Source organism: Streptomyces sp. NPDC054834 (assembly GCF_053611185.1).
Genome location: NZ_JBSGZV010000006.1, coordinates 283,911 through 303,826, shown reverse-complemented (window position 1 = coordinate 303,826; position 19,916 = coordinate 283,911). Strand labels below are relative to the sequence as shown.

Annotated in this window: 17 protein-coding genes and 1 pseudogene; 4 read left to right on the top strand and 14 right to left on the bottom strand. The window is 71.5% G+C overall.

All coding sequences use genetic code 11. From position 1 onward, the window contains the following. Window positions 1–48: 48 nt before the first annotated feature. From ACWGJM_RS11810 to ACWGJM_RS11780, 7 genes are all read right to left on the bottom strand, one after another. Complete coding sequence (locus tag ACWGJM_RS11810; RefSeq protein ID WP_453411486.1) at window positions 49–1,122, bottom strand: NlpC/P60 family protein; 1,074 nt, start codon at window positions 1,120–1,122, stop codon at window positions 49–51. A 43-nt stretch (window positions 1,123–1,165) separates the two neighbouring features. Beyond that, a complete protein-coding gene (locus tag ACWGJM_RS11805) occupies window positions 1,166–1,648 on the bottom strand; it encodes a poly-gamma-glutamate biosynthesis protein PgsC/CapC (protein ID WP_453411485.1) in 483 nt (160 codons plus the stop codon). Beyond that, window positions 1,645–3,108 carry a poly-gamma-glutamate synthase PgsB gene (gene pgsB / locus ACWGJM_RS11800; RefSeq protein WP_453411484.1) on the bottom strand — a complete coding sequence of 488 codons (1,464 nt, stop codon included), beginning with the start codon at window positions 3,106–3,108 and terminating at the stop codon, window positions 1,645–1,647. The genes ACWGJM_RS11805 and pgsB overlap by 4 nt, the downstream gene beginning before the upstream one ends. Window positions 3,109–3,123: 15 nt before the next feature. Further along, complete coding sequence (locus tag ACWGJM_RS11795) at window positions 3,124–5,376, bottom strand: HAMP domain-containing protein (protein ID WP_453411483.1); 2,253 nt, start codon at window positions 5,374–5,376, stop codon at window positions 3,124–3,126. Between the two features lie 300 nt (window positions 5,377–5,676). Further along, window positions 5,677–6,987, bottom strand: a complete 1,311-nt coding sequence (locus ACWGJM_RS11790; protein ID WP_453411482.1) for an alpha/beta hydrolase family protein — start codon at window positions 6,985–6,987, stop codon at window positions 5,677–5,679. 538 nt (window positions 6,988–7,525) lie between these two features. Next, the gene (locus ACWGJM_RS11785) at window positions 7,526–8,203 is read right to left on the bottom strand and encodes an HNH endonuclease family protein (RefSeq protein WP_453411481.1); all 678 of its coding nucleotides are present in this window, start codon (window positions 8,201–8,203) and stop codon (window positions 7,526–7,528) included. 308 nt (window positions 8,204–8,511) lie between these two features. After that, entirely contained in the window at window positions 8,512–9,480 is a 969-nt protein-coding gene (locus tag ACWGJM_RS11780; RefSeq protein ID WP_453411480.1) for a LysR family transcriptional regulator, read from the bottom strand. Between the two features lie 127 nt (window positions 9,481–9,607). On the opposite strand from ACWGJM_RS11780, the gene ACWGJM_RS11775 reads away from it, so the two are divergent. Beyond that, the gene (locus tag ACWGJM_RS11775) at window positions 9,608–10,537 is read left to right on the top strand and encodes a zinc-binding dehydrogenase (RefSeq protein WP_453411479.1); all 930 of its coding nucleotides are present in this window, start codon (window positions 9,608–9,610) and stop codon (window positions 10,535–10,537) included. A gap of 20 nt (window positions 10,538–10,557) precedes the next feature. Next, window positions 10,558–10,995: a nuclear transport factor 2 family protein gene (locus ACWGJM_RS11770; protein WP_453411478.1), complete on the top strand. Its 438-nt coding sequence runs from the start codon at window positions 10,558–10,560 to the stop codon at window positions 10,993–10,995. Window positions 10,996–11,223: 228 nt separating this feature from the next. Here ACWGJM_RS11770 and ACWGJM_RS11765 read toward each other — a convergent pair whose 3' ends face one another. Further along, entirely contained in the window at window positions 11,224–11,898 is a 675-nt protein-coding gene (locus tag ACWGJM_RS11765) for an SRPBCC family protein (RefSeq protein ID WP_453411477.1), read from the bottom strand. Window positions 11,899–11,960: 62 nt separating this feature from the next. Next, complete coding sequence (locus ACWGJM_RS11760) at window positions 11,961–12,992, bottom strand: medium chain dehydrogenase/reductase family protein (RefSeq protein ID WP_453411476.1); 1,032 nt, start codon at window positions 12,990–12,992, stop codon at window positions 11,961–11,963. Window positions 12,993–13,145: 153 nt separating this feature from the next. Here ACWGJM_RS11760 and ACWGJM_RS11755 point away from each other — a divergent pair, with 153 nt between their 5' ends. Beyond that, window positions 13,146–13,805: a TetR/AcrR family transcriptional regulator gene (locus ACWGJM_RS11755; RefSeq protein WP_453411475.1), complete on the top strand. Its 660-nt coding sequence runs from the start codon at window positions 13,146–13,148 to the stop codon at window positions 13,803–13,805. On the opposite strand, the pseudogene ACWGJM_RS11750 reads toward ACWGJM_RS11755, so the two are convergent. From ACWGJM_RS11750 to ACWGJM_RS11735, 4 genes and pseudogenes are all read right to left on the bottom strand, one after another. After that, window positions 13,792–13,983, bottom strand: a pseudogene (locus ACWGJM_RS11750) (short-chain dehydrogenase); the annotation flags it as partial. The gene ACWGJM_RS11755 and the pseudogene ACWGJM_RS11750 overlap by 14 nt on opposite strands. A gap of 34 nt (window positions 13,984–14,017) precedes the next feature. Further along, window positions 14,018–15,292: an NAD(P)/FAD-dependent oxidoreductase gene (locus ACWGJM_RS11745; protein ID WP_453411474.1), complete on the bottom strand. Its 1,275-nt coding sequence runs from the start codon at window positions 15,290–15,292 to the stop codon at window positions 14,018–14,020. Between the two features lie 93 nt (window positions 15,293–15,385). After that, entirely contained in the window at window positions 15,386–16,330 is a 945-nt protein-coding gene (locus tag ACWGJM_RS11740; RefSeq protein WP_453411473.1) for an RNA polymerase sigma-70 factor, read from the bottom strand. 23 nt (window positions 16,331–16,353) lie between these two features. Further along, on the bottom strand, window positions 16,354–16,896 hold the full coding sequence (locus tag ACWGJM_RS11735; RefSeq protein ID WP_453411472.1) for a DUF899 family protein: 543 nt from the start codon (window positions 16,894–16,896) through the stop codon (window positions 16,354–16,356). A gap of 300 nt (window positions 16,897–17,196) precedes the next feature. On the opposite strand from ACWGJM_RS11735, the gene ACWGJM_RS11730 reads away from it, so the two are divergent. Further along, the gene (locus tag ACWGJM_RS11730; protein ID WP_453411471.1) at window positions 17,197–19,449 is read left to right on the top strand and encodes a protein kinase domain-containing protein; all 2,253 of its coding nucleotides are present in this window, start codon (window positions 17,197–17,199) and stop codon (window positions 19,447–19,449) included. A 29-nt stretch (window positions 19,450–19,478) separates the two neighbouring features. On the opposite strand, the gene ACWGJM_RS11725 is transcribed toward ACWGJM_RS11730, so the two are convergent. Continuing rightward, window positions 19,479–19,853, bottom strand: coding sequence for a hypothetical protein (locus tag ACWGJM_RS11725; RefSeq protein WP_453411470.1), 375 nt, complete (start codon window positions 19,851–19,853; stop codon window positions 19,479–19,481). Window positions 19,854–19,916 lie beyond the last annotated feature (63 nt).

The following is a 19,916-nucleotide window of genomic DNA, read 5'->3' as shown; positions in this document are numbered from 1 at the left end:
GGTGCGCACGCGGCGGAGTCACAGGCGGCGACATCACACGCGGCGCAGTCACAGGCGGCGGGCCGCCCGGAAGCCGCGGGCGTAGAAGTCGGTGCCGTCCAGCAGCGCGTGGCCCGACAGGTCACCCAGGGTCGGGCCGTTGGCGGCGGAGCGGCTGGAGTAGAAGCGGTGCCGGCCCTGGTCGTCGAGGCCCATGTACATGCCGACGTGGTCGATGAAGTCCGGCCGGTCCTTGATGATGGCGAAGAAGACCAGATCGCCGGGCTGCAGGACGTCCAGGTCGGTGGCCTGCTGCTTGCCGGTGTGGGAGATCACCTGGCGGCCGGGACCGTAGGCGGCGATGGCGAAGGCGCGGCGCGGCAGACCGGTGCCCTTGGTGTTGGTGTTGTGCAGGGGGATGCCCATGCGGTAGCCCCACACCAGACGCTGGAAGCCGGAGCAGTCGACATCGCCGTAGCGGGCCTTCTCCGGCTGCACGCGCGTGCCGTCCGGGAAGGTCCAGTCGATGCCCAGATAGTCGTAGAAATCTGACTTCTCGTCGTAGTAAGCGAAGTCCAGCGGGTTTTTGACCGCGCCATTGCGCGGGCCGAAGTGCGCGGTGCCCGCGTAGCGCACGCCCTTGGCATTGTGCTTGTCGGGCACCCCGGCGCTGCTGTACTGGAACGCCACGGCGAAGACGTCCGGGCTCTTGTCGCCGAGCGCCTTCTTGAACCAGCTCTTGAACCAGGCGGACTTCTCCATGCCCCGCTGCCACGCGTGCGGCAGCACCCGCACCCAGGCGTCCGTGGTCACCTTGGCCTCGGTGGTGCGCGGCTCGCTGAAGGTGCGGCTGGGCCCGGTGAGTACGGCCGTACGGGCGCCGTCGGTGAAAGTGGCGAGCGTGCCGCCGTCGGCGGCGCGGACCACGGTGCGGTCGGGGGCAGACAGCCGCTCGAAGGTGTGGGCCCCGGTGGACCGGGCGCCCGTGCCGTCGGCGGCCGTACCGCCACCGTCGTCGCTGCCGTGCCCGAAGCGGTCCCAGGCGTATCCGCCCGCCACCCCGGCGGCCGCCACGCCCGCGATCGTCCGGAACACGGCGCGGCGAGTCGGGCGGCTTCGCCTGCCGTCATGTGCGGAGTGCATGGCCGATCCTCCTGGGTCTGTGAGGTGAGAGGTGGTGAGCGGGTCAGCCGGTGGGCAGGACACCGATCAGCAGACCGGAGACCAGCACCACGTACGTGGCCAGCGTCACCGCCGTGGTCGAGATGACCGTGGCCGCCAGCGGCTGGCGGGCCAGCTGGTAGGAGACCAGGCCGGGGACGATGAAGCCAAGGGTCTGTGACGTGTACAGCAGCGGGAACTCGTGGCTGAGGGCGAGCATCACAGTGGTCTGCATCAGCACCGCGCACAGCACGACGGCGGCGAACAGCCGCTTGCCGTAGAGAATCACCGTGCGCTGCACCAGCTTGGTCAAGAAGTACGTTCCCGTCGCTACAGCGACCATCAGCCCGGCCATCCGCACGTCGGTGACGAGCGTGAGGGCGATCCAGCCCGGGGTGATCATTCCCCCGGGGGAGAGGTTGGTGGTCAGATAGCAGACGAGCGAGAAGACCAGCCCGAGGGCGATCCCGAGCGCGGCGGTCTGTGCGTTGAGATTGGCGGGGATCACGGGTTCCTCGTGAACTGGGACGAATCGTGGGAGTGGTGCGGGTCGTCCGCGGTGCTCTGGTCATCGGGCCGGCCCTGGCGTTCGGCGGCACGGCGGGCGAGTTCGCGCTGCTCCGGGATGCGGAAGGCGTACGTCGGTGTCTCCAGCGGTGCCACCCAGCTGTACGGCTCCGGCTCGGGCGGCCGGGCCACCGAGACTCGCGGCCGGGGTATGGCGAACTGCATGGTCTCCTGGTCCAGGCCGTCGCCGTCGGGAACGGCGTCGAGCGGGTCCTCGGAGTCGTCCAGCGGCAGCTCGGCCAGGCACTCCAGGAACAGTTCGCCCTGGCCGTGGATGTTGCCGATCGCCACCAGCGAGGAGTCCGGGCCGAGTTCCGCGAGGATCGCCGCGGTCAGGTCCTCGGGGTCCCGGCGGTCACCGCCGAGATCCACCACCCGCCCGGTGAAGCCGTCCGGAATCGCGTCGCGCGCGCTCTTGGTCGGGTGGCCGATCAGGAACACCGTCTCGGCGGCGAGGTCGGGGACGATCGCGCCCATCTGGCCGTTGCGCTCCACCCGGTCCGGGCGGCAGTTGATGACCACGCCGATCGGCCGTCTGATCGCGCCCAGATCCTCCAGCTGCTTGACGTTCATCAGCGTCGACTCGGGATCGTTGGCCGCGAAGACGTTGGCGAACCGCAGCCGCTTGCCCTCGGGGGCGACATAGCGCTCCACCGACAGCACGCCCGGGTCGGGCGGCGCGTCCCACATGCCCTGCATCGCGGTCTGCCGCTCCACGCCGAGCAATTCGGCGACGGCGAGCGCGATCGCCACGTTCTCCTTGAAGGTGAACCAGCTGAAACCCCGCAGTTCGGCGTCGGTCACCGACTCCGGATCGACCGCGATCAGCCGGCAGTTCCGTTTGTCGGCCTCCTCCTGGAGGATGTGCAGCCGGTCCTTCTCCGCCGTCACACACACCCCGCCCACCGGCATCGAGCGGGAGAGCGAGCGGGCGACGTCGTCCAGTGTCGGACCCATCTCCTCCAGATGGTCCTCGCGGACATTGCACAGCACGCCGATCGTGGAACGGATCAGCTTCTCCTGGTTGATCTCCTGCAGCGCGGGCATCACCGCCATGCACTCGATCACCAGCGCGTCCGGCCGGTAGGTCGCCGCCCGCCGTACGATGCCGATCTGCTCCACGACGTTGGCGATGCCGAACTTGCGGTACACCGGCTCCTCGGTGGCATCCGGATGGATGAACCGGGCCGCGGTACCGGTGGTCTTGGCCACCGTGACCAGGCCGCCGCCGCGCAGCGCGCCCGCGCACAGCCGGGTGATCGAACTCTTGCCGCGGATGCCGTTGACCAGCACCCGCGTAGGTATCTGCTCCAGCGAGGCGAAGTGCCGCCGCTGCTCCAGGTTTCCAGCGATCCACAGCCCGGCGCAGCACAACAGGACGATGACATAGAGGAAGAGCACGCCGATTCCGTCCTTCTACCGCTGGAGGGTGTTCTCACGCAGGGACCGGGAGGGCCCGGCGGCGTGGCCGGCTCTGGCCGCCCGGTCGCGTTCCGCCAGGGCCTGGCGCACCAGCTCCAGGCTGCGGGTGACCGAGCCGATCTCGTCGTGGTTGACCGGATGCAGCACGGTGCGGCGGTCTCCGCCGGCGAGCCGCTCGACGAGCACGGCGACCGCGCGCAGCGGCCGGAGCACCACGACATGCAGCCAGCCCAGGCAGGCCGCGCTCACGGCGAGGCCCAGGATGCCGGCGAGCATGGTGCGCTGCTGGGCCTGCACCGCGGGGATCTGGAGGGCTGCCGCGGGCTCCGCGGTCACCACGTGCCAGCCGAGACGGGCAGTCGGGCCGCTCTGCGCCAGCGGCGCGGCGGCGTCGACCGAGGGGCCGGAGGACGTGTCGTGCACCGCCGAGGTCGCGGTGCCCGTGGTTCCAGGGGCGCCCTGGGTGGCGCGGACGAGACGGGTCAGGCCGGAGTCGGGCAGCGACTGGAAGGCGCGGTAGCCCACGCTCGACGCCAGCACCTTGTCGTCGCGGTCCGTCACCCAGACGCTGCCCAGCTTCGGCCTGGGCAGAATGGAGTTGAGCGCCTTCACGTCGATCTCGCCGAACAGGACCACCCCGGCCGCCTGGGCCTTGCCCTTGCCGGCCCGGACCTGCTCGTAGGCGGCGATCGCCGGTATCCGGCCCGAGGTGTTGACGTTGGTGATCCCGCCGCCGCCGGGCACGTGGACGAGGGTGCGCAGCGGTGTGCCGCCCACCCTCAGCGTGATGTCGCCCGAGCGGTCCAGCAGATACAGCGAGCGGTACTGCTTGTGGTCGGCGAGGGACTTCCGCATGACCTCGGTCTGGGCCGCCCGGCTCCTGCCCGGCAGGCTCGCGGCCGCGGCGCTCAGGTCGGTGTACGACTGGTCGAGGGACTGCCGGATCCGCTGCGTCGCGATCTCGGTCCGCGCCTGCTGGTCGGCGAGGACCGGAGCCGGAACCGCGGTCGCGGTGTCCGCCCGGTTCAGCACGAAGATCATCGGCATCGCCCAGCAGGCCACCACCAGCACGCCGGCCACCGCCAGCGCCCGGTAGCCCGGCCCGCGCCGGGCCGGGAACTCCTGCGGGCCGCTCTCGCCGAGCAGTTGCCCGCGCAGTGAGTCCAGTGCCCGCCCGATCCGGGCCAGTTCCCCGAAGCCGTACACCGGAACCGGCCGGGACAGCTCCTCCGGCGCGGTCGGCCCGTCCCCGGTCGCGCCCCGGGCCAGGCGGCCGGCGGACAGATACAGCCGCAGCAGTGGCCGCTGCACGCAGAAGTACAGCGCCAGCCCGAGCAGCAGCGCGACCACGGCCAGCGCCCCGGCTGCCTCGAGCGCGAAGCCCGAGTAGTCGGCGGCGGTGGTCGTGGCGGGCACCGCACGGGAGGTGAGCACCACCAGACCGAGGTCGCCGGTTTCGCCCGGGCCGGTCGCCGAGGCGACCTGGGCCCAGCCGGCCACGGTGCGCCGGCTGCCGGTGGTGGCGCCCAGCAGGCTTCCCGAGGCGTCGGTGTCACTCCCCGAGCCGTTCGCCGCGCGGGCCGCCGCCGCGGACAGACCGCTGTGGGCGGCGGCCCCAGACGCCGTGCCACGGACCGCGGTGGCGAGCACCTTGCCGCTCGCGTCCAGCACTTCGGCGGTGCGTCCGTCGCCGTACGCCGCGAGGGCGGGGAGCGCTTCGGAGACCACCAGGAGCCACTGCCGCTCGGTCCGGCTCGGGGCCTGGTACTGGTCCTGGTCGGGGTCGTCCTGCTGCGCGGGCAGCGTGACCTTGGCGAAGTACAGCAGTTGCCGCGTGCCGCCAGATGTCACCAGCCGGGGCGGGATCTCCCCTCGCCCGGACGCCGTCCTGGCGACGTCCACCCCGGCCAGCGGCACGGTCTTGCCGCCGGTCGCCAGCAGTTTGCCGGTGCGCGCGTCGAGCAGCGCACGGCCGAGGACCGCCTTCCTGGCAGAGGTCAGTGCTTTGAGCGCGGTCGTGGGGGTCGAGGCGCTCGTCGCCGGATAGGCGTTGGCCGTACGGCGTACCGTGCTCGCCTCGGCTTCGATCGCGGTGCGCATCGACACCGCGGTGTCCGCGGCGGTCTGCTGCTCCCCGTTCAGCACGGCCTGCGGGATGCCCGCGGTGTGGATGCCGTCGAGGCCGATCACGGTCAGGGCGGCGACCACCAGCAGGAGTACGACAAGTGAGGCTATCGGCGGGCGCACTCCGCCAAGCATCGGCATGTCGGCGCGGCGGCGGGTGCGGTGTCGGCGTGGCGCCCGGGGTGCGGAGGACAGGGGAGCTGATCCTTCCTCAACTGGCGCCGAGCGCCCAAATGTTCGACAAGACGAACATTCTAGCTCCCTGTGCTCACGTGACCATCACACTTTCGCCCCATGTGTCGTACGAGACAATGAGATCCCTGTGCGGCGGCGACACATGCGGGACGGCCACCCACCCCCCACGCGCCGAAGGGCGGACCCGCGAACAGGTCCGGCCCTTCGGCTGTCCGGTCAGCTGTCCGGTCAGCGGACGAAAGAGATCTCCGGGTACTTGCTGGCGGGCCCGTCGAGCAGGGTGCTGTGCTTGTGGCGCAGCTCCTGGTCGAAGAAGGCGGCGAGGTAGACACGCTGGACCTGGACCGCCCGGTTCGGGGCGATCGTGCCGTACTGCTGCTGGACCTGAGCCTGGGAGAGCCCGAGCAGGCCCGCCCACTGCGGCACCATCCACTCGTTGTCGCTGAACGACAGGTGCGCCGCGCCCTTCAGCTTGATGTCGACCCGGTAACCCTTCAGATGCGACCACAGCGTGCGCCACGACGAGTCGTTGTTGCGGTTGTGGGAGCCGGAGCTGAAGAGCATGAAGGGGCGGTCCAGGTCCTTGCTCGGCGCCGTCCCGAAGAACTGGCCGTCCAGGTTGGCACCGGCCTTGATCCGCTTGTCGAGCTGCATGGCGGTGTCGACCGCCGCGCCGCCCAGCGACCAGCCGAACATCCCGATACGGGAGGTGTCCACCGACTTCGACAGCCCGGAGGGAAGCGTCGCCTTGCCTGCGTCCGGGTTGCCGCCACTGGCGATCTTGACGAGCCCGTTGATGACGAACTTGATGTCGGCCGCGCGCACCTTGAGCGTGTCGGAGGAGTGGGCGCCCGACGGCATCCTGTTGAGCTCGAGCCGGTTGGCGGGGAACTGCACCTCGTTGGCGTCGTGGGTGTGGTCCACGATGACGACGAGGTAGCCGCGGCTGGCGAGATCCTGGGCGAGCGCGGTGCCCATCGCGCGGTCCGAGTGCAGCCCGGTCGAGTACAGCAGGACGGGCAGCTTGCCGAGCGAGGTCTTCACCGGGGCGAGGACATGGCCCGCGGTTTTCGGCAGGGTCACCTGCTTGGGCGACAGCCCGCGTGTGCCGAGGAAGTGGGCGCCGGAGATCGACGGCATCCACGGCGCCTGGTAGTGCCCGGACGTGGCGGTGGCCGGATAGAAGAGCGACACCATCAGCTCGCGCTTGCCGCCCACGTACGGATCCGTACGGGACGAGTCGACGAGGTGCAGGCCGACCATGCCCACCTCGTTCGGCCCGGTCGGCGCGGGCATGGTGAGCTGCTGGGCGGACCCGGCCGTGCGGGTGGACGCGAGCGCCTCGGGGTGTGCGGGCTTTTGGTGCAGCGGCAGCTCGTCGTTCTCGGGCGCCCAGGGCGTCTTCGGGTCGGTCTGGCCGGCCGAGGACCCGGTGGCCGCAGGCCTGTCGGACGACTTCCCGGCGGCCATCGCCGGTGTCATCCCCACACCCAGCGCGAGGGCCAGGACGCCCGCCGAGCCGACCGCTCTGGCGATCACTCTGCGACGGTGGCGCGGGCGGCGGTGTTTCATGAAACCCCCTTGTTGGTCAGCGATCGCAGAACGCGCGATCGACTGCCGCACACCGTACCGCCGCGGCGGCGGGCGGACTCGCCCGCCCGGGATGCCGCCGGAGCGATTTCGCATACCGGATGCTGAGCGCTGCCGCGGCCCGGTGATCCGTCGACGCTTCAGGCACCGGCCGCGGCGCGGTTGTTCCCCCAGGCCTTGACCACCGTGGCGGCGGGCCGACACGGTGGTCAAGGGCGCACCGGACCAGCCGTTCCGTGGCGGTGCACGAGGTAGCAGGCGGTACCCGGCCGGTGCCCCGGGTGGCGCAGGTCTGCCTGTACGAGGCCACGATGCGGTGCCGGCCATCCCCACGGGAACACGTCAACGGCTGCCCAGGTGCTTCTTCAGCGGTGCCGACCGATCCGGCGTCCCTTCGTGCGTACCGGACCTCAATGCATCGTGGGATCCGTTCTGGCTGGAGGGCAGTTCGGGTGGCCCGGCCCCGTTGCCGGGGCGGGCCACGGTCCTATGGGGCGGGCTCGTAGGTCACGCGGGTGCCGGGGCAGGCTTCGGCGAGTTGGGTGAGTGCTTCGAGTTCGACGGCGTCGATGGTGAGTCCCCAGCGGAGCTTGGTGGCGATCCACTCCGAGGTGTAGCGGCACGTGACGTCGACGGCCGGCGGCAGCCACTGGGCCGGGTCCTGGTCGGCCTTGCTGCGGTTCGAGGCCGCGGAGACGGCAACGAGGGAGCTCTCGGCGCCGAGGTCGTTGGCGTACGCCTCACGTCGCTCCGCGGTCCATTGCGACGCCCCGGAGTCCCAGGCCTCGGCGAGCGGCACCATGTGGTCGATGTCCAGGGCGGACCCGGGGGTCAGCCACTTGGCGTCGTAGTACGACCACCAGAGCCCTCCCGACAGCTTGCAGCCGGGGAGGACCTCGGGCGGGACGATCGCCTCGGAGATGAGCACCTCCGCTCGGGTGTTGCAGCCGTCGGTGGGGTTCTGGCCCGCGTTCCAGTGCTTGAAGCTGGTGCGCTGGTAGCCGTCCCTCACCTCCGCCGCGAGCGGCAGGGCGTGGACGGCGGTCGCCATCGGGAGTGTGTACGTCTCGGAGGAACGATCCTGCGCATGCGCCGGCGTGGGTGCCGCGAGGGGCACGACGAGGAGTGCGGCCGCGATCGCGGCACGTCTGAGGTTCTTGATCACGCATCGCAGACTCGGCTGCGTGTATCTAATATGACGGGTTCGACTCGAACGAATGAGCCATGTGGGCGCTTGGGTTCACCGGACGGACGTGCCATCCGACACCCGCCCGGGGGACGTCCGTGCCGGAGTGGTCACCGTCGGGCCCACCTCGGCGTGCACCCACAAGCGGGTCCGCGTCCGAGCGCCGGCTCCCGGTCTGTGCGGTCGCGACGGAATGAGGGCCACGGACCACCGGTTGAGGGCCGGAGCCGCCGCCCTCGATGCTTCGGTCCAGACATGTGCTCGGTGAGACGGACGGAGACGATGACTTATGGGGGGCCGGGTGCCTGACGGGCCGTGAGTTTCGGATGGTCGGTGTCGGGAAGCCAGTCGCGCCGCGGTTCGTACTCCAGCCAGCGCCGGGTACGGCCGGCTTCGGTGAAGCCGCGCAGCAAGGTGTCGAGCAGAGCATGGCGGGACGACTCCCGCCAGGCCAGCGACCACGCGTACAGCGGTGTCGGCTCGACGAGCGGGATGCAGCGCAGGCCCATGTGGTCCGGCAGCGGCGCGTCGGCGGGAAAGACGGTGAAGCCCTCGGGGTCGGCGCGGAGCTGTCGAAGGAGGTGGTCCAGGCCCAGATTGGGGCCGTCGTGCCGCCGCGTGATCCGGAACTCGTCGGCGAAGCGGCGCAGGAAGTCCAGGCGGTCCAGTTCAGCCGGGCACCACAGGACGCTGTCACGCAGGTCGGCCGGGCGCAGTGCGTCGGCGCCGGCCAACGGATGGGACGGGCCGACCACCGCGTCGACGGGTTCCAGACGCACGAGGCGCTGGGTGAGTCCCGCATCCCGGCCGTCGGGCAGCGGGTGCACCCGGCCGAATCCCAGGTCCGTGTCACCGCGCAGCAGTGCCTGCGCGACTGACGGCCAGTCACGCCCGGGGCCCGGTTCCCACCGCACCGCGCCGAGCGCCTGTACGGCCTCGGCGACCGTGCGCATCGGCGCGTACAGATGGCCCCACGTGTCGATCCGTACGACCGGTCCGGCGCCCGTCACCGCCGCGATCGCCCGCTCGCCCGCCGCGAGCGCCTCGCGCGCCGCCGGCAGGAACCGCTCCCCCGCCTCGCTCAGCCGGGTGCCGCCCTGGCGCTCGAAGAGCCGCACGCCCAGCGACTCCTCCAGTCGCGCGACGCGTTTGGACAGCGCCTGCTGACTGGTGTTCAGCTCCTCGGCGGCCCGCCCGAAGTGCAGTGTCCCGGCGGTCGCGACGAAGGCGCGGACCAGGGCGAGGTCGAGGTCCATGGCGCTGACCCTATGCGACAACCGCCCGTTGTCGGCTGGGCGCCCTGGTTGTTGGCCGGGGTGCCACACCAGGCGGTCGGATGATCCCGGAAGCCACATCAAGGGGTGGCCCGAGGCCACCGAGGAGATGACCACGTTGAAAGCCTTCGTACCGACCGGAGATCCCGCCGAGCCGGTCGTGCTCGCCGACGTCGCCGAGCCGACGCCGCGCCCCGACGAGGCGCTGGTGAAGGTCGAGGCGTTCTCGGTCAACCGGGGCGAGACGTTCAAGCTGGAGAAGCCCGCCGCCGGCGAGCGCCCCGGCAAGGACGTCGCGGGCCTGGTGGTGCAGTCGGCCGCCGACGGCAGCGGGCCGTCCGGTGTCGCGCGGGTCGTCGGGCATCCCATGGCAGGGGGCTGGGCGGAGTACGTCGCGGTGCCGACCACCGCGCTCGCCGTGCTGCCGGACAGCGTCTCCGTGGTCCAGGGCGCGGCGCTGCCACTGGCCGGTCTCACCGCGCTGCGGCTGCTGCGCGCCGCCGGACCGGTGCTGGGCCGACGGGTGCTGCTGACCGGTGCCTCCGGAGGCGTGGGCCACTTCGTCACCGAACTCGCGGCCGCCGCCGGGGCCCAGGTCACAGCCGTGACCGGGGACGCCGAACGCGGCGCCCGGCTTGCCGGACTCGGCGCCGCCGAGATCGTCCACGACGTCGCCGACGCCCGAGGGCCGTACGACATCGTGCTGGAGTCGACCGGCGGCCAGGCCCTCCCCCTCGCGCTGGCCCGGCTTGCCAGGCGCGGCACGCTCATCTGGTTCGGGCAGGCCAGTCGCACACCGGCGACGCTCGACTTCTTCGACTTCTTCGCCGGACCCGAATCGGCTGTCATCCGCCACTTCCACTACCTCGACGCCGACACCGGCCTCCACGACGACCTGGCGGCACTCGTCCGGCTGACCGCCGAAGGCCGCCTGCATCCCGAGATCGGCCGGGTCGCGGACTGGGCCGACACCGCGACCGCCCTCACCGACCTGCGCGACCGCCGCATCCGCGGCAAGGCCGTCCTCGCCCTTTCCTGAACGACCGAAGGAGCAAGACCATGACCAGCGCCACCGACCCCAGGGCCGTCGTCATCCGCTACGTCGAGGCCGTACGCGACGGCGCCGCCGACGTCATCCATGACAGCTTCGCCGCGGACGCGACCTGGCACTACCCGGGCAGCCTGCCCATTTCCAAGGTGTGGCACGGCCGCGACGAGATCATCGACGAGTTTCTCGGCAGCATGGGAGAGGTCTTCGTCCCCGGCACCCTGGAGATCGAGCTGGTCGGCACGATCGCCGAGGGCGAACGCGTGGTGGCCGAATGGACCGCCAAGGCCGAGACCGTGTACGGCGGCACCTACGACAACCGCTGCCTCGGCATCTACACGGTGCGCGACGGCAAGATCGCCTCCGTCGTCGAATACGCCGACACCCAGCACGTGGCCGCGACTCTCCTCCCCGACCATGACACCCACCGGCCCGCCGGCACCGAGTGAGTCACGCCCGGCCCCGGGCACCGGCCGGCCTCAGGGGCTCTGCCCCAGTCCTTTGAACGGTCGAAGGCGGGGTTGTCCGGCGGGGCCCTCGAAGTGGGTGATCAACAGGCCTACCTGGTGGGGAGACACTGAGCGAGGGTGCGGAACTTCGGGATGCTGCCCGCTCCCTGGGAACCCAGGAAGAACGCCGGAGGTTGGGTTGGCGGTCGGGACTGCGGTTGCGCAGCCTCAGACATGATCGTGGGCTTCCTCGGCGGCGGTCTTCAGGTCGTGCAGCCACGCTTCGAGGCCGGCCCCGAGCGCCGCGGTCGCGGTGGGAACGTCTGCTTCGACCTGGGCACCGGTCCAGGTCTCCTCCGTATGGACGTGCACGCCGCCTTTCCCCTTCCTGAAGGTCCACAGGTGGACACCTTCGTCGATACGCAGCCCGTCACCGACAGCGGGTCCACTCCACAAGACGCAATTGTGGCGCTGGAGTTCCCGGACGGTGGAGGTGATCTCGAGTGTGGTGGCGGGGGTCGTGGGGGTGGCGGGTGCGGGGGTCGTCCACCGGAACTGCGAACCCTTCCTCAGAGGGCCGGGGTCGAGACGTTCGATGCTGGTGACGGGGGGCTGCCAGAACGGCCAGCGTTCCACGTCGGTCTGGAGTTTCCAGACGGTGCTCAGCGGCGCCTTGATCACGACGTCGGACCGGTAGCGGATGAGGGCGCCGGCGTCGACACCGCGCCCGCCGCACCGGGACGTGTCGCGGTGATGGGTGGAGTGGGCGGGGGCGGCCTGGGCGGTCGGGACGGTGCTCGCGAGTATGCCGGCGACGGCGAGCGAGACCGTGACCGCGGCGGCGCGCATGTGAAGGGGCAGGGGGCGCTGATCGGCTGAGTGCGACGGGCCGTTGCTGAACATGGTGTTCCTCTCGTGGTGCCGTCGTGTCGTCGTGGTGCTCGGATCGGGCGCTTTGGTGCTCGCTACGGGTTCAGGACGACCTTCCCGGCGACGGTGCCGGACTCGGCCAGCCGCAGGGCGTCGGCGACGCGGGCGAGCGGGAGTTGGGCGGCGATCTGGGCGGTGACCTCTCCGCGCTGGAGGGCGGTGAAGACCTGGGTGAGGTCGGCGCGGAGCCGGGACCGGAACCGGTTCTTGGCCAGGGCCCGGCCGGCCCAGACGTTGAAGAAGCAGGCGCTGCGGCGGTTGGGCAGCGCGTTCCACAGCCACACCCGGAAGAGCAGCTTGAGGACGGGCCACTGCTTGGAACCCTCGTCGTCACGGGTGGAGGCGCTGCCGTACGAGACGAGCGTGCCGCCGGGGGCGAGGAGGCGCCAGGAGTCGACGATGCCGCGCCCGCCGACGTGGTCGAAGACGGCGTCCACCCCGCGGGGGGCGAGTTCGCGGATCCGTGCGGCGACATCGGCGCCGCGGTAGTCGACGGGGGTCACTCCCCGTTCCCGCAGGGCGTCGTGGTGGCGCGCGGACGCCGTGCCGATCACGTGCGCGCCCGCGGCCTGGGCGAGTTGGACCAGGACCGAGCCGACGCCACCGTTGGCGCCGTGCACCACGACGGTGTGCCCGGCGCGGACGCGGGCCTTGCGGTGCAGCATCTGCCAGGCGGTGATGCCGTTGACGACGAGGGTCTCCGCCTCCGCCGCACCGATCCCGTCGGGCACCGGCACCACGTCCGCCGCGTCGACGAGCACGTGGCTGGCCCAGCCGCCGACCTTGACCAGCGCGGCGACCCGGGTGCCGGCCAGGCCGGGCTCGACGCCCTCGCCGGTCGACAGCACCGTACCGACGAGGTCGTAGCCGGGTACGAACGGGAACGGCGGCTGGTCGTAGTAGCGGCCACGCCGCATCTGCTGCTCGGCGAAGGAGACGCCGGTCGCCTCCATCCGGATCACGACCTGGCCCGGGCCCGCGGTGGGGACGACTCCGTGCCGGATCTGAAGCCCCTCGGGCTCGACCTTGCCCGGCAGGACGACCTCGACGAGTCCTTCGGCGCTCATGGTGACCTCCGCTTGCGTTCCAGATGTGGTTACTTGCTTTCGCGTTCGTTAGAAGTTGTAACGCACAGCTCGCGGAGAGTCAATAGCTTTCGTGATAGCCTCTAACTAAAGCTTGCGGGTGCAGGCACAGCGGTGCGGAAAGGTGGCAGGCCGGTGACGGACAAGGGCACGAAGACCCCGCGTGAGCGCTACCGCGCCCAGGTGCGTACGGAGATCAAGGAACGCGCGTGGGAGCAGATCGCCGCGGCGGGCGCGTCCGCGCTCTCCCTCAACGCGATCGCCAAGCGGATGGGCATGAGCGGGCCCGCGCTGTACCGGTACTTCGACAGCCGTGACGAGCTGATCACCGAGCTCGTCCGGGACGCGTACCGCAGCCTCGCCGACACCATCCGCGCGGCCTCGGAGATCGGTACCGACGTGAGCACGCTGGCGCACGCCCTGCGCGGCTGGGCCCTGGCGGACCCCCACCGTTACTTCCTCATCTACGGCACGCCCGTCCCCGGTTACCACGCGCCCGACGACATCACCGCGATCGCGTCCGAGATCATGGCGGCCCTTCTGGACGCCTTCGCCGCGCTGCCGTCGGACGGCCCGGCGACTCCGTTCGACGCGCATCTCGAAGGCCACCGGGACTGGGCGGACGGGCACCCCGCCCCGCCCGCGGCCCTCCACCGGGCCCTGTCCTTCTGGACCCGGCTGCACGGTGTCCTGTCCCTGGAACTCGCCGGCCACTTCACCGGGATGGGCTTCGACCCCGCGCAGTTCTTCGCCGCCGAACTGGACGACCTGGCCGGCCCGCCTACGCGGCGATGACGAAAGCCGATTCGTCACTGGCCGGCCAGACCACGGCATGCGCGATGGCGTCCGGCGTGCCGACGTCACCGGCCGGGGTGCCCTCCACGCCCATCGGGCCGAACTCCGCGGCCCATGCTGATCACCCGCCGCCGGACCACGTCATGGCCGGGACGACGGCAGCGGTGAGGAAGAACGGTCGCATCGAACACCTCCGCACGACGAGTGGCGCGTCAGGCCGGTGCCTTCACCGCCAAGGCGGCCTGGGCGGGCTGCCGTACGACGCGGCGGGGCCGGATCGGTAGCAGGGTCGGGTTGGCGACGCCCCAGGCCGCGCCCTTGCAGACCAGTTCCTTGTAGACGGCGGCGAGCCGTCCCGTCAGGGCCGCCCGGACAGCGCGGTCGTCGGCGGTGACGTACTGGATCAGGCCTTCCTTGCGCCCCAGCGAGATGCACTGGTTGAAGTAGCGCAGCGGCACGTTCGGGACCTTGCCGCCGGTCAGGCGTGCCGCGATGGCGTCGGCGGCCTGCCACGCGGTGGGGACGCCCGAGGCGCACGACATCCGCAGCGGCTTGTCGCCGGGGCCCGTCACCATGGCCGCGTCGCCGATGGCGTACACGTCCGGGTGCGAGACCGAGCGCATGGTCCGGTCGACCACGATCCGGCCCGTCTCGGTGACTTCCAGGGTGGTGGCCTTCGCAATCGGGTGGACGGCGAAGCCGGTGGTCCACACGGTGACCGCGGCCGGGATGGACGCTCCGTCCGCGGTGGCGACGCGGTCGGCCTCGACGCCGGTGACGGCGGCGTGCTCGTACGCGGTGATGCCGAGCTCGCCGAAGACCTTCCGCAGGTGCCGGCGCCCCTTGGGTGAGAGCCAGTCGCCGAGGCCGCCGCGGGCGGCGAGGGCGACGTCGAGGTCCGGGCGGGCCTCGGCGATCTCGGTCGCGGCCTCCAGGCCGGTGAGGCCGCCGCCGACCACGACCACGGGCTGCCCGGCATCCAGGCGGGCCAGGCGCTCGCGCAGCCGGAGCGCTCCGGGGCGGCCGGCGATCTCGTGGGCGTGCTCGGCGGTGCCGGGGACGCCCTGGCTGTTCCAGCCGCTGCCGAGGGCGTAGACGAGGGTGTCGTACGCCAGCTCCTCGGCCTCCGGCTGCTCGGCCTCCGTCTGCTCGGCCTCCGTCTGCTCGGCCTCCGTCTGCTCGGCTTCCGGCTCCGCGGTGCCGTTCGCGTCGAGGCCGACGACGGTGACGGTCTTGCGGTCGGTGTCGACGCCGGTGACCTTCGCGAGCATCAGTTCGACGCCGGTGCCCGCGAACATCTCACTGAAGGGCCGGGCCTCGAGATCCTGACCGGCCGCCAGCTGGTGCATCCGGACCCGCTCGACGAAGTCGGGCTCGGCGTTGACGAGAGTGATGGCGACGTCTTCGCGGTGCAGCCGCCTGGCGAGGCGCCCGGCGGCGATGGCTCCGGTGTATCCGGCTCCGAGGACGACGATGCGGTGCTGCATTTCCTGGCTCCTGTCTTGAGCGGATTCGCCTCTTGAACCGGGCGGTCCGCCGTTTCCTGACAGAAGCGGGGTGTGAACCAGCTCACATCGGGGTCAGAAGGCGTTGAGCAGGGGTTCGCCGTGACCGGTGGCCGCCCACTGCTCGGTCGCGCGTTCGAGCTTGTCGGGGTTGACCTGGTTGCGGAACGCGGCGATGCCCTCGGCTGTGATCTCCAGGCACATGACACCGACGACCCGGCCGTCGACGACCGCGACGATGGCGGGGTCGCCGTTGGCGGTCGTGACATACACCTCGGGTGAGCCGCCGACCAGGGCGCGCTTGGCCTCGCTCGGCTTGAACAGGCCCCGCAGGAACTTCGCGACCGCCAGTGCGCCCTCGAACGCCTTGGTGCGGGCCGGGATCTTCCCGCCGCCGTCGCCGACCGAGATGGCGTCCTGGGTGAGCAGCCGCACGAGCGGCTCGGTCCGGCCACTGGTGGCGGCCGTGAGGAATTCCTCGACGATGCGCCGGACGGCGGCCTCGTCGATCTCGGTGCGGGCCTTGCCGGCCGCGACGTGTTTCTTGGCACGGTGGAAGATCTGCTGGCTGGCGGCCTCGGTGAGGTCGAGGATCTCGGCGATCTCCCGGTGCGGGTAGTCGAAGGCCTCCCGCAGCACGTACACCGCCCGCTCGTTGGGCGAGAGGCGCTCCAGCAGGACGAGGACCGCGTACGAGACCGACTCGCGCTGTTCGGCGGTGTCGGCCGGGCCGAGCATCGGGTCCCCGGCGAGCAGCGGCTCGGGCAGCCACTGGCCGACATAGGTCTCGCGTCGCGCGCGGGCCGAGGTGAGCTGGTTGAGGCACAGGTTGGTGAGCACCTTCGTCAGCCAGGCCTCGGGGACCTCGATGTGGTCGACGTCGGCGGCCTGCCAGCGCAGGAACGTCTCCTGCACGGCGTCCTCGGCCTCGCTCGCGGAGCCGAGGAGACGGTAGGCGACGGCCTCCAGACGGGGCCTGAACGCCTCGAACCGGTCCACGTCGTGCACGGTCAGCGCCATGGCCCGGATCTTAGTGCCCGAGGTCAGTGGTCGAGGCTCGCGTACCACTCACCGCGGCCCCGCGGTGTCAGGTCGAGGAGGTGCCAGACGGGGGCCAGCAGGTCGATGCCGCGCTGGTCGATGTCGTCGGCCATGCGGGGGTGGGCGGAGTAGAAGTGGCGGATCGTGCCGTCGCTGTCGCGGGTGAAGACGGACACCGCGGAGTCCTGTTCGCCGGCCTTGTCCTCGCTGCCCAGGTCGTACTTGAACGTATTGTCGCCGCAGCTCAGCAGGCGCAGCCGGCGCCAGCCGCGGTCGCGGGCGTACTGCCGCAGGGTGGGCGGGTCGGCGGCCGCGGCGACGGCGAAGTCCGCGTTGGGGGCGAGGTGGCGGGCGGTGCCGTCGAAGCCGTCGATCCACAGGGTGCACATCGGGCAGGGGCTGCTCTGTAGCTTGCCGTACATGAAGTGGTAGACGATCAGCGGACGTCCGGGGGCGGTGAACAGCTCGCTCAGGGTGACCTCGCGGACCGGTGTGTCGCCGGCGTCGAGATCCGCGGGGCCTTCGAGGAAGACGTAGTCGTCCACGGGCGGCCCCTGGGGGAGGGCCCGTCGCAGGGGCCGCGACCGTCTCGCGGTGGCGCATGAGGTCGATCTCGGCGAGGCGCAGCTCTTCGCGGGCCGCGAGGTAGTCCGGTGATTCCCCGGCCAGTCTGGTGTGCCGCAACATCGCGTCCTCCTGGGGTGGCCATCCCCCGGTCCCGAGTCTAAGGCGCCCGTCCGCACCCGGCGACCGCGTCAACCTCACACGGGTTACAGGGTCAGCCTCTAGTCTGAGGACCTCTGAAATCGCTTTCGAAGCACAGACTTTGGGAAAGGTGACCGGCGATGCCGCTGAGCCCCGGGGATGCGGAGTCCATAGGGTCGATAGGCGGCTACACGCTGATCGACCGGCTGGGCAGCGGTGGCATGGGGGTCGTCTACCTGGGGCGCTCGCCCTCGGGGCGGCAGGTCGCGGTGAAGGTGGTGCACGCCCAGTACGCGCAGGACGAGGAGTTCCGGGCGCGCTTCCGGCAGGAGGTCGCGGCGGCCCGCCGGGTGAGCGGCGCGTTCACCGCCCCCGTGGTGGACGCCGATCCGGAGGCCGGGCAGCCGTGGATGGCGACGCTGTACGTGCCGGGCCGCACGCTGTCGGAAGTCGTGGCCAAGGAAGGCCCGCTGAACGGGCGGGAGTTGCGCACGCTGGGGCTGGGGCTCGTCGAGGCGCTGCGGGACATCCACCAGGCGGGCCTGGTGCACCGGGACCTGAAGCCGAGCAACGTACTGATGGCGGAGGACGGGCCGCGCGTCATCGACTTCGGCATCTCGCGCGCCGCAGACAACGAGACCCTCACGGTGACCGGGCGGCTGATCGGCACCCCGCCGTTCATGTCGCCGGAGCAGTTCGTCTCGCCACGGGACGTCACCGCGGCCTCCGACGTGTTCTCGCTGGGGTCGATCCTGGTGTACGCGGCCACCGGCAACCGTCCCTTCGACGGCGGCAGCCCGTACTTGACGGGCTATCAGGTGATGCACGAGCCACCGGCCCTGGACGGGGTCCGGGAGCCCCTCCGGAGCATGGTCGAGCGCTGTCTGGACAAGGACCCGGCCGCCCGGCCCGGCCCGGCCGAACTGCACCGCATGCTCCAGACGCTGCCGGATTCCACCGAAGCCGCGACCGCTGTGGAGCCCCGCCGTCAGGGGGCCCGTCCGCACCCCGGGCCGCCGGGTGTCGACCCCACCCGGGCGACAGGCGGGACGGGCGGGGCGGGCGAGACGTCCGCGTCCGGCGCCGGCCGCGGACGCCGGCGGCGGCGGGTCCTCGTCAGCCTCGCCGCGGCCCTGGCCGTCACCGGGCTGGGCATGACGACGATGCACCTCGTGTCGCGCTCGGCGACGACCTCGCAGGCGCCGACGAACTCCTCGTCCTCCACCGGCCCGCGCGCCGCGGCGCTGCCCGCCGGCTGGAAGCCCTGGCGGACGGACCTGACACACGACTCGGGTGGCATCGACCCGATCTTCTACTCGGAGTCCGGGTGCGTGCCGGGCGGCGGAAAGTCCGTGTACTGCGCCGGAACGGGCTTCACGGTCGCCAAGGTCGACGCCGCCTCCGGCCGCACCCTGTGGCGGTCCGGCACCAATCCGCAGGAGGTGCGGCCGGTCGGTGTCCAGGACGGGCTCGTCTACGTCTACTACATGCCGGACGACGCGGCCGCCGGCAACAGGTACCTGAACCTGGTCGCCCTGGACGCCGGCACCGGGAAGCAGCGGTGGGCCCGTCGCATCGGCGACACCGACGCACCGGCGTACGTGTTCGACGGCGGGGTGCTGACCATGTCGGCCTCCGGGACGCAATTCGTGGCGTACGGGCCCTCGGGCAAGGCGCTGTGGACGGCGCCGGCGGCGGGGTCGGGCGGGAAGACCTGCGAACCGCTGGTGCTGGACGGCGCCCCGTACGGCCGGTGCACGTCGGACGACGATCCCAACGGGGTTCCGATCAGCCTGCTGCGGCTCGACGCGTCGGACGGCACCCGGAGCGCCTTCACGACGCTGCCGCCCACGGCGGAACCGCTCGGGATGTCCGGCGGACAGTTCCTGTTCGCCGTGACGGAGAACCCGAACGTGGTGTCGCAGTCCGTGGGCGACGAGTCGTACGCCTCGCTGGTGCGGGTGAACCCGAGCAGCGGCGCCGCGGAGAAGGTGCCGCTGACGGGGACGCCGCGGGGCGCCGCCGCCCTGGTGGACGGCGCCGTCTACGTCGTACGGCAGGACGGAGTCGTCACCGCGGTGTCGGCGACCTCCGGCAAGCAGCTGTGGCGGAAGGCCACGGAACTGGAGGACCTGTCCACACCGGCGTTCTCCTCTGCCTACGGGGACCTCTACTTCGCCAACCACTTCGGCCGCCTGCTGGCGCTGGACCGGAAGACCGGAGCGGAGCGGTGGCGCACGGCCGCGATGGACGACCTCGGGAAAACGGCGGCCGAGAACACCCCGAGCCTGCTGCTCGTCAAGGACGCGATCGTGGCGGTGGCGGGCGACACGGTCTTCTCCGTACGTCCGGACCGTCCCACGGCCCGGACGTCACCGACCAGCGGCAGTTGACCGGTCGGTCCCGACGTGCAGGCGTCCCGTCACGCGTCCCGTGTCACGGAGGCGATCACCGCGGAGACGACCCCGGTCGCGGCGAGGCTCCCCATCATGACCAGCCCCACGCCGACCCCGAAGAGGCCGGTGGAGTCGTCCGACCAGTCGTAACAGGCGGCGGCGGTCAGGCCGAGCGTGGTGCCGAGCACGGCGCCCGTGACGTAGTGCCGGGACGCGGCCCAGTACACCGGCAGCAGCAGAGTCAGCACCAGCCCGATGACCTGCCACGCCTCGTACGGGCCGGTCGTCGTGCCATCGGGGTTCTGGTGACGATGCTGGTCCCAGCCCAGCCAGGCGGCCCACATCGCCACCGTGATGCCGGCCAGTACGAGGATCGACCACAGTTGGGGAACGGGTTTCATCAGTCCTTGGCGCATGGCCCAAGCGTTCCGGCCCGCCCCGACGCCGACCAGAGTTCATGTACT

Bases quoted from the DNA above. Each gene is read 5' to 3' on its own strand.
- ACWGJM_RS11745 (WP_453411474.1), bottom strand. From the start codon at position 15,292: ATGCAGCACCGCATCGTCGTCCTCGGAGCCGGATACACCGGAGCCATC.
- ACWGJM_RS11760 (WP_453411476.1), bottom strand. From the start codon at position 12,992: ATGAGCGCCGAAGGACTCGTCGAGGTCGTCCTGCCGGGCAAGGTCGAG.
- ACWGJM_RS11765 (WP_453411477.1), bottom strand. From the start codon at position 11,898: ATGTTCAGCAACGGCCCGTCGCACTCAGCCGATCAGCGCCCCCTGCCC.
- ACWGJM_RS11725 (WP_453411470.1), bottom strand. From the start codon at position 19,853: ATGAAACCCGTTCCCCAACTGTGGTCGATCCTCGTACTGGCCGGCATC.
- ACWGJM_RS11740 (WP_453411473.1), bottom strand. From the start codon at position 16,330: ATGGCGCTGACCGTGCACGACGTGGACCGGTTCGAGGCGTTCAGGCCC.
- ACWGJM_RS11730 (WP_453411471.1), top strand. From the start codon at position 17,197: ATGCCGCTGAGCCCCGGGGATGCGGAGTCCATAGGGTCGATAGGCGGC.
- ACWGJM_RS11810 (WP_453411486.1), bottom strand. From the start codon at position 1,122: ATGCACTCCGCACATGACGGCAGGCGAAGCCGCCCGACTCGCCGCGCC.
- ACWGJM_RS11775 (WP_453411479.1), top strand. From the start codon at position 9,608: ATGACCACGTTGAAAGCCTTCGTACCGACCGGAGATCCCGCCGAGCCG.
- ACWGJM_RS11780 (WP_453411480.1), bottom strand. From the start codon at position 9,480: ATGGACCTCGACCTCGCCCTGGTCCGCGCCTTCGTCGCGACCGCCGGG.
- ACWGJM_RS11770 (WP_453411478.1), top strand. From the start codon at position 10,558: ATGACCAGCGCCACCGACCCCAGGGCCGTCGTCATCCGCTACGTCGAG.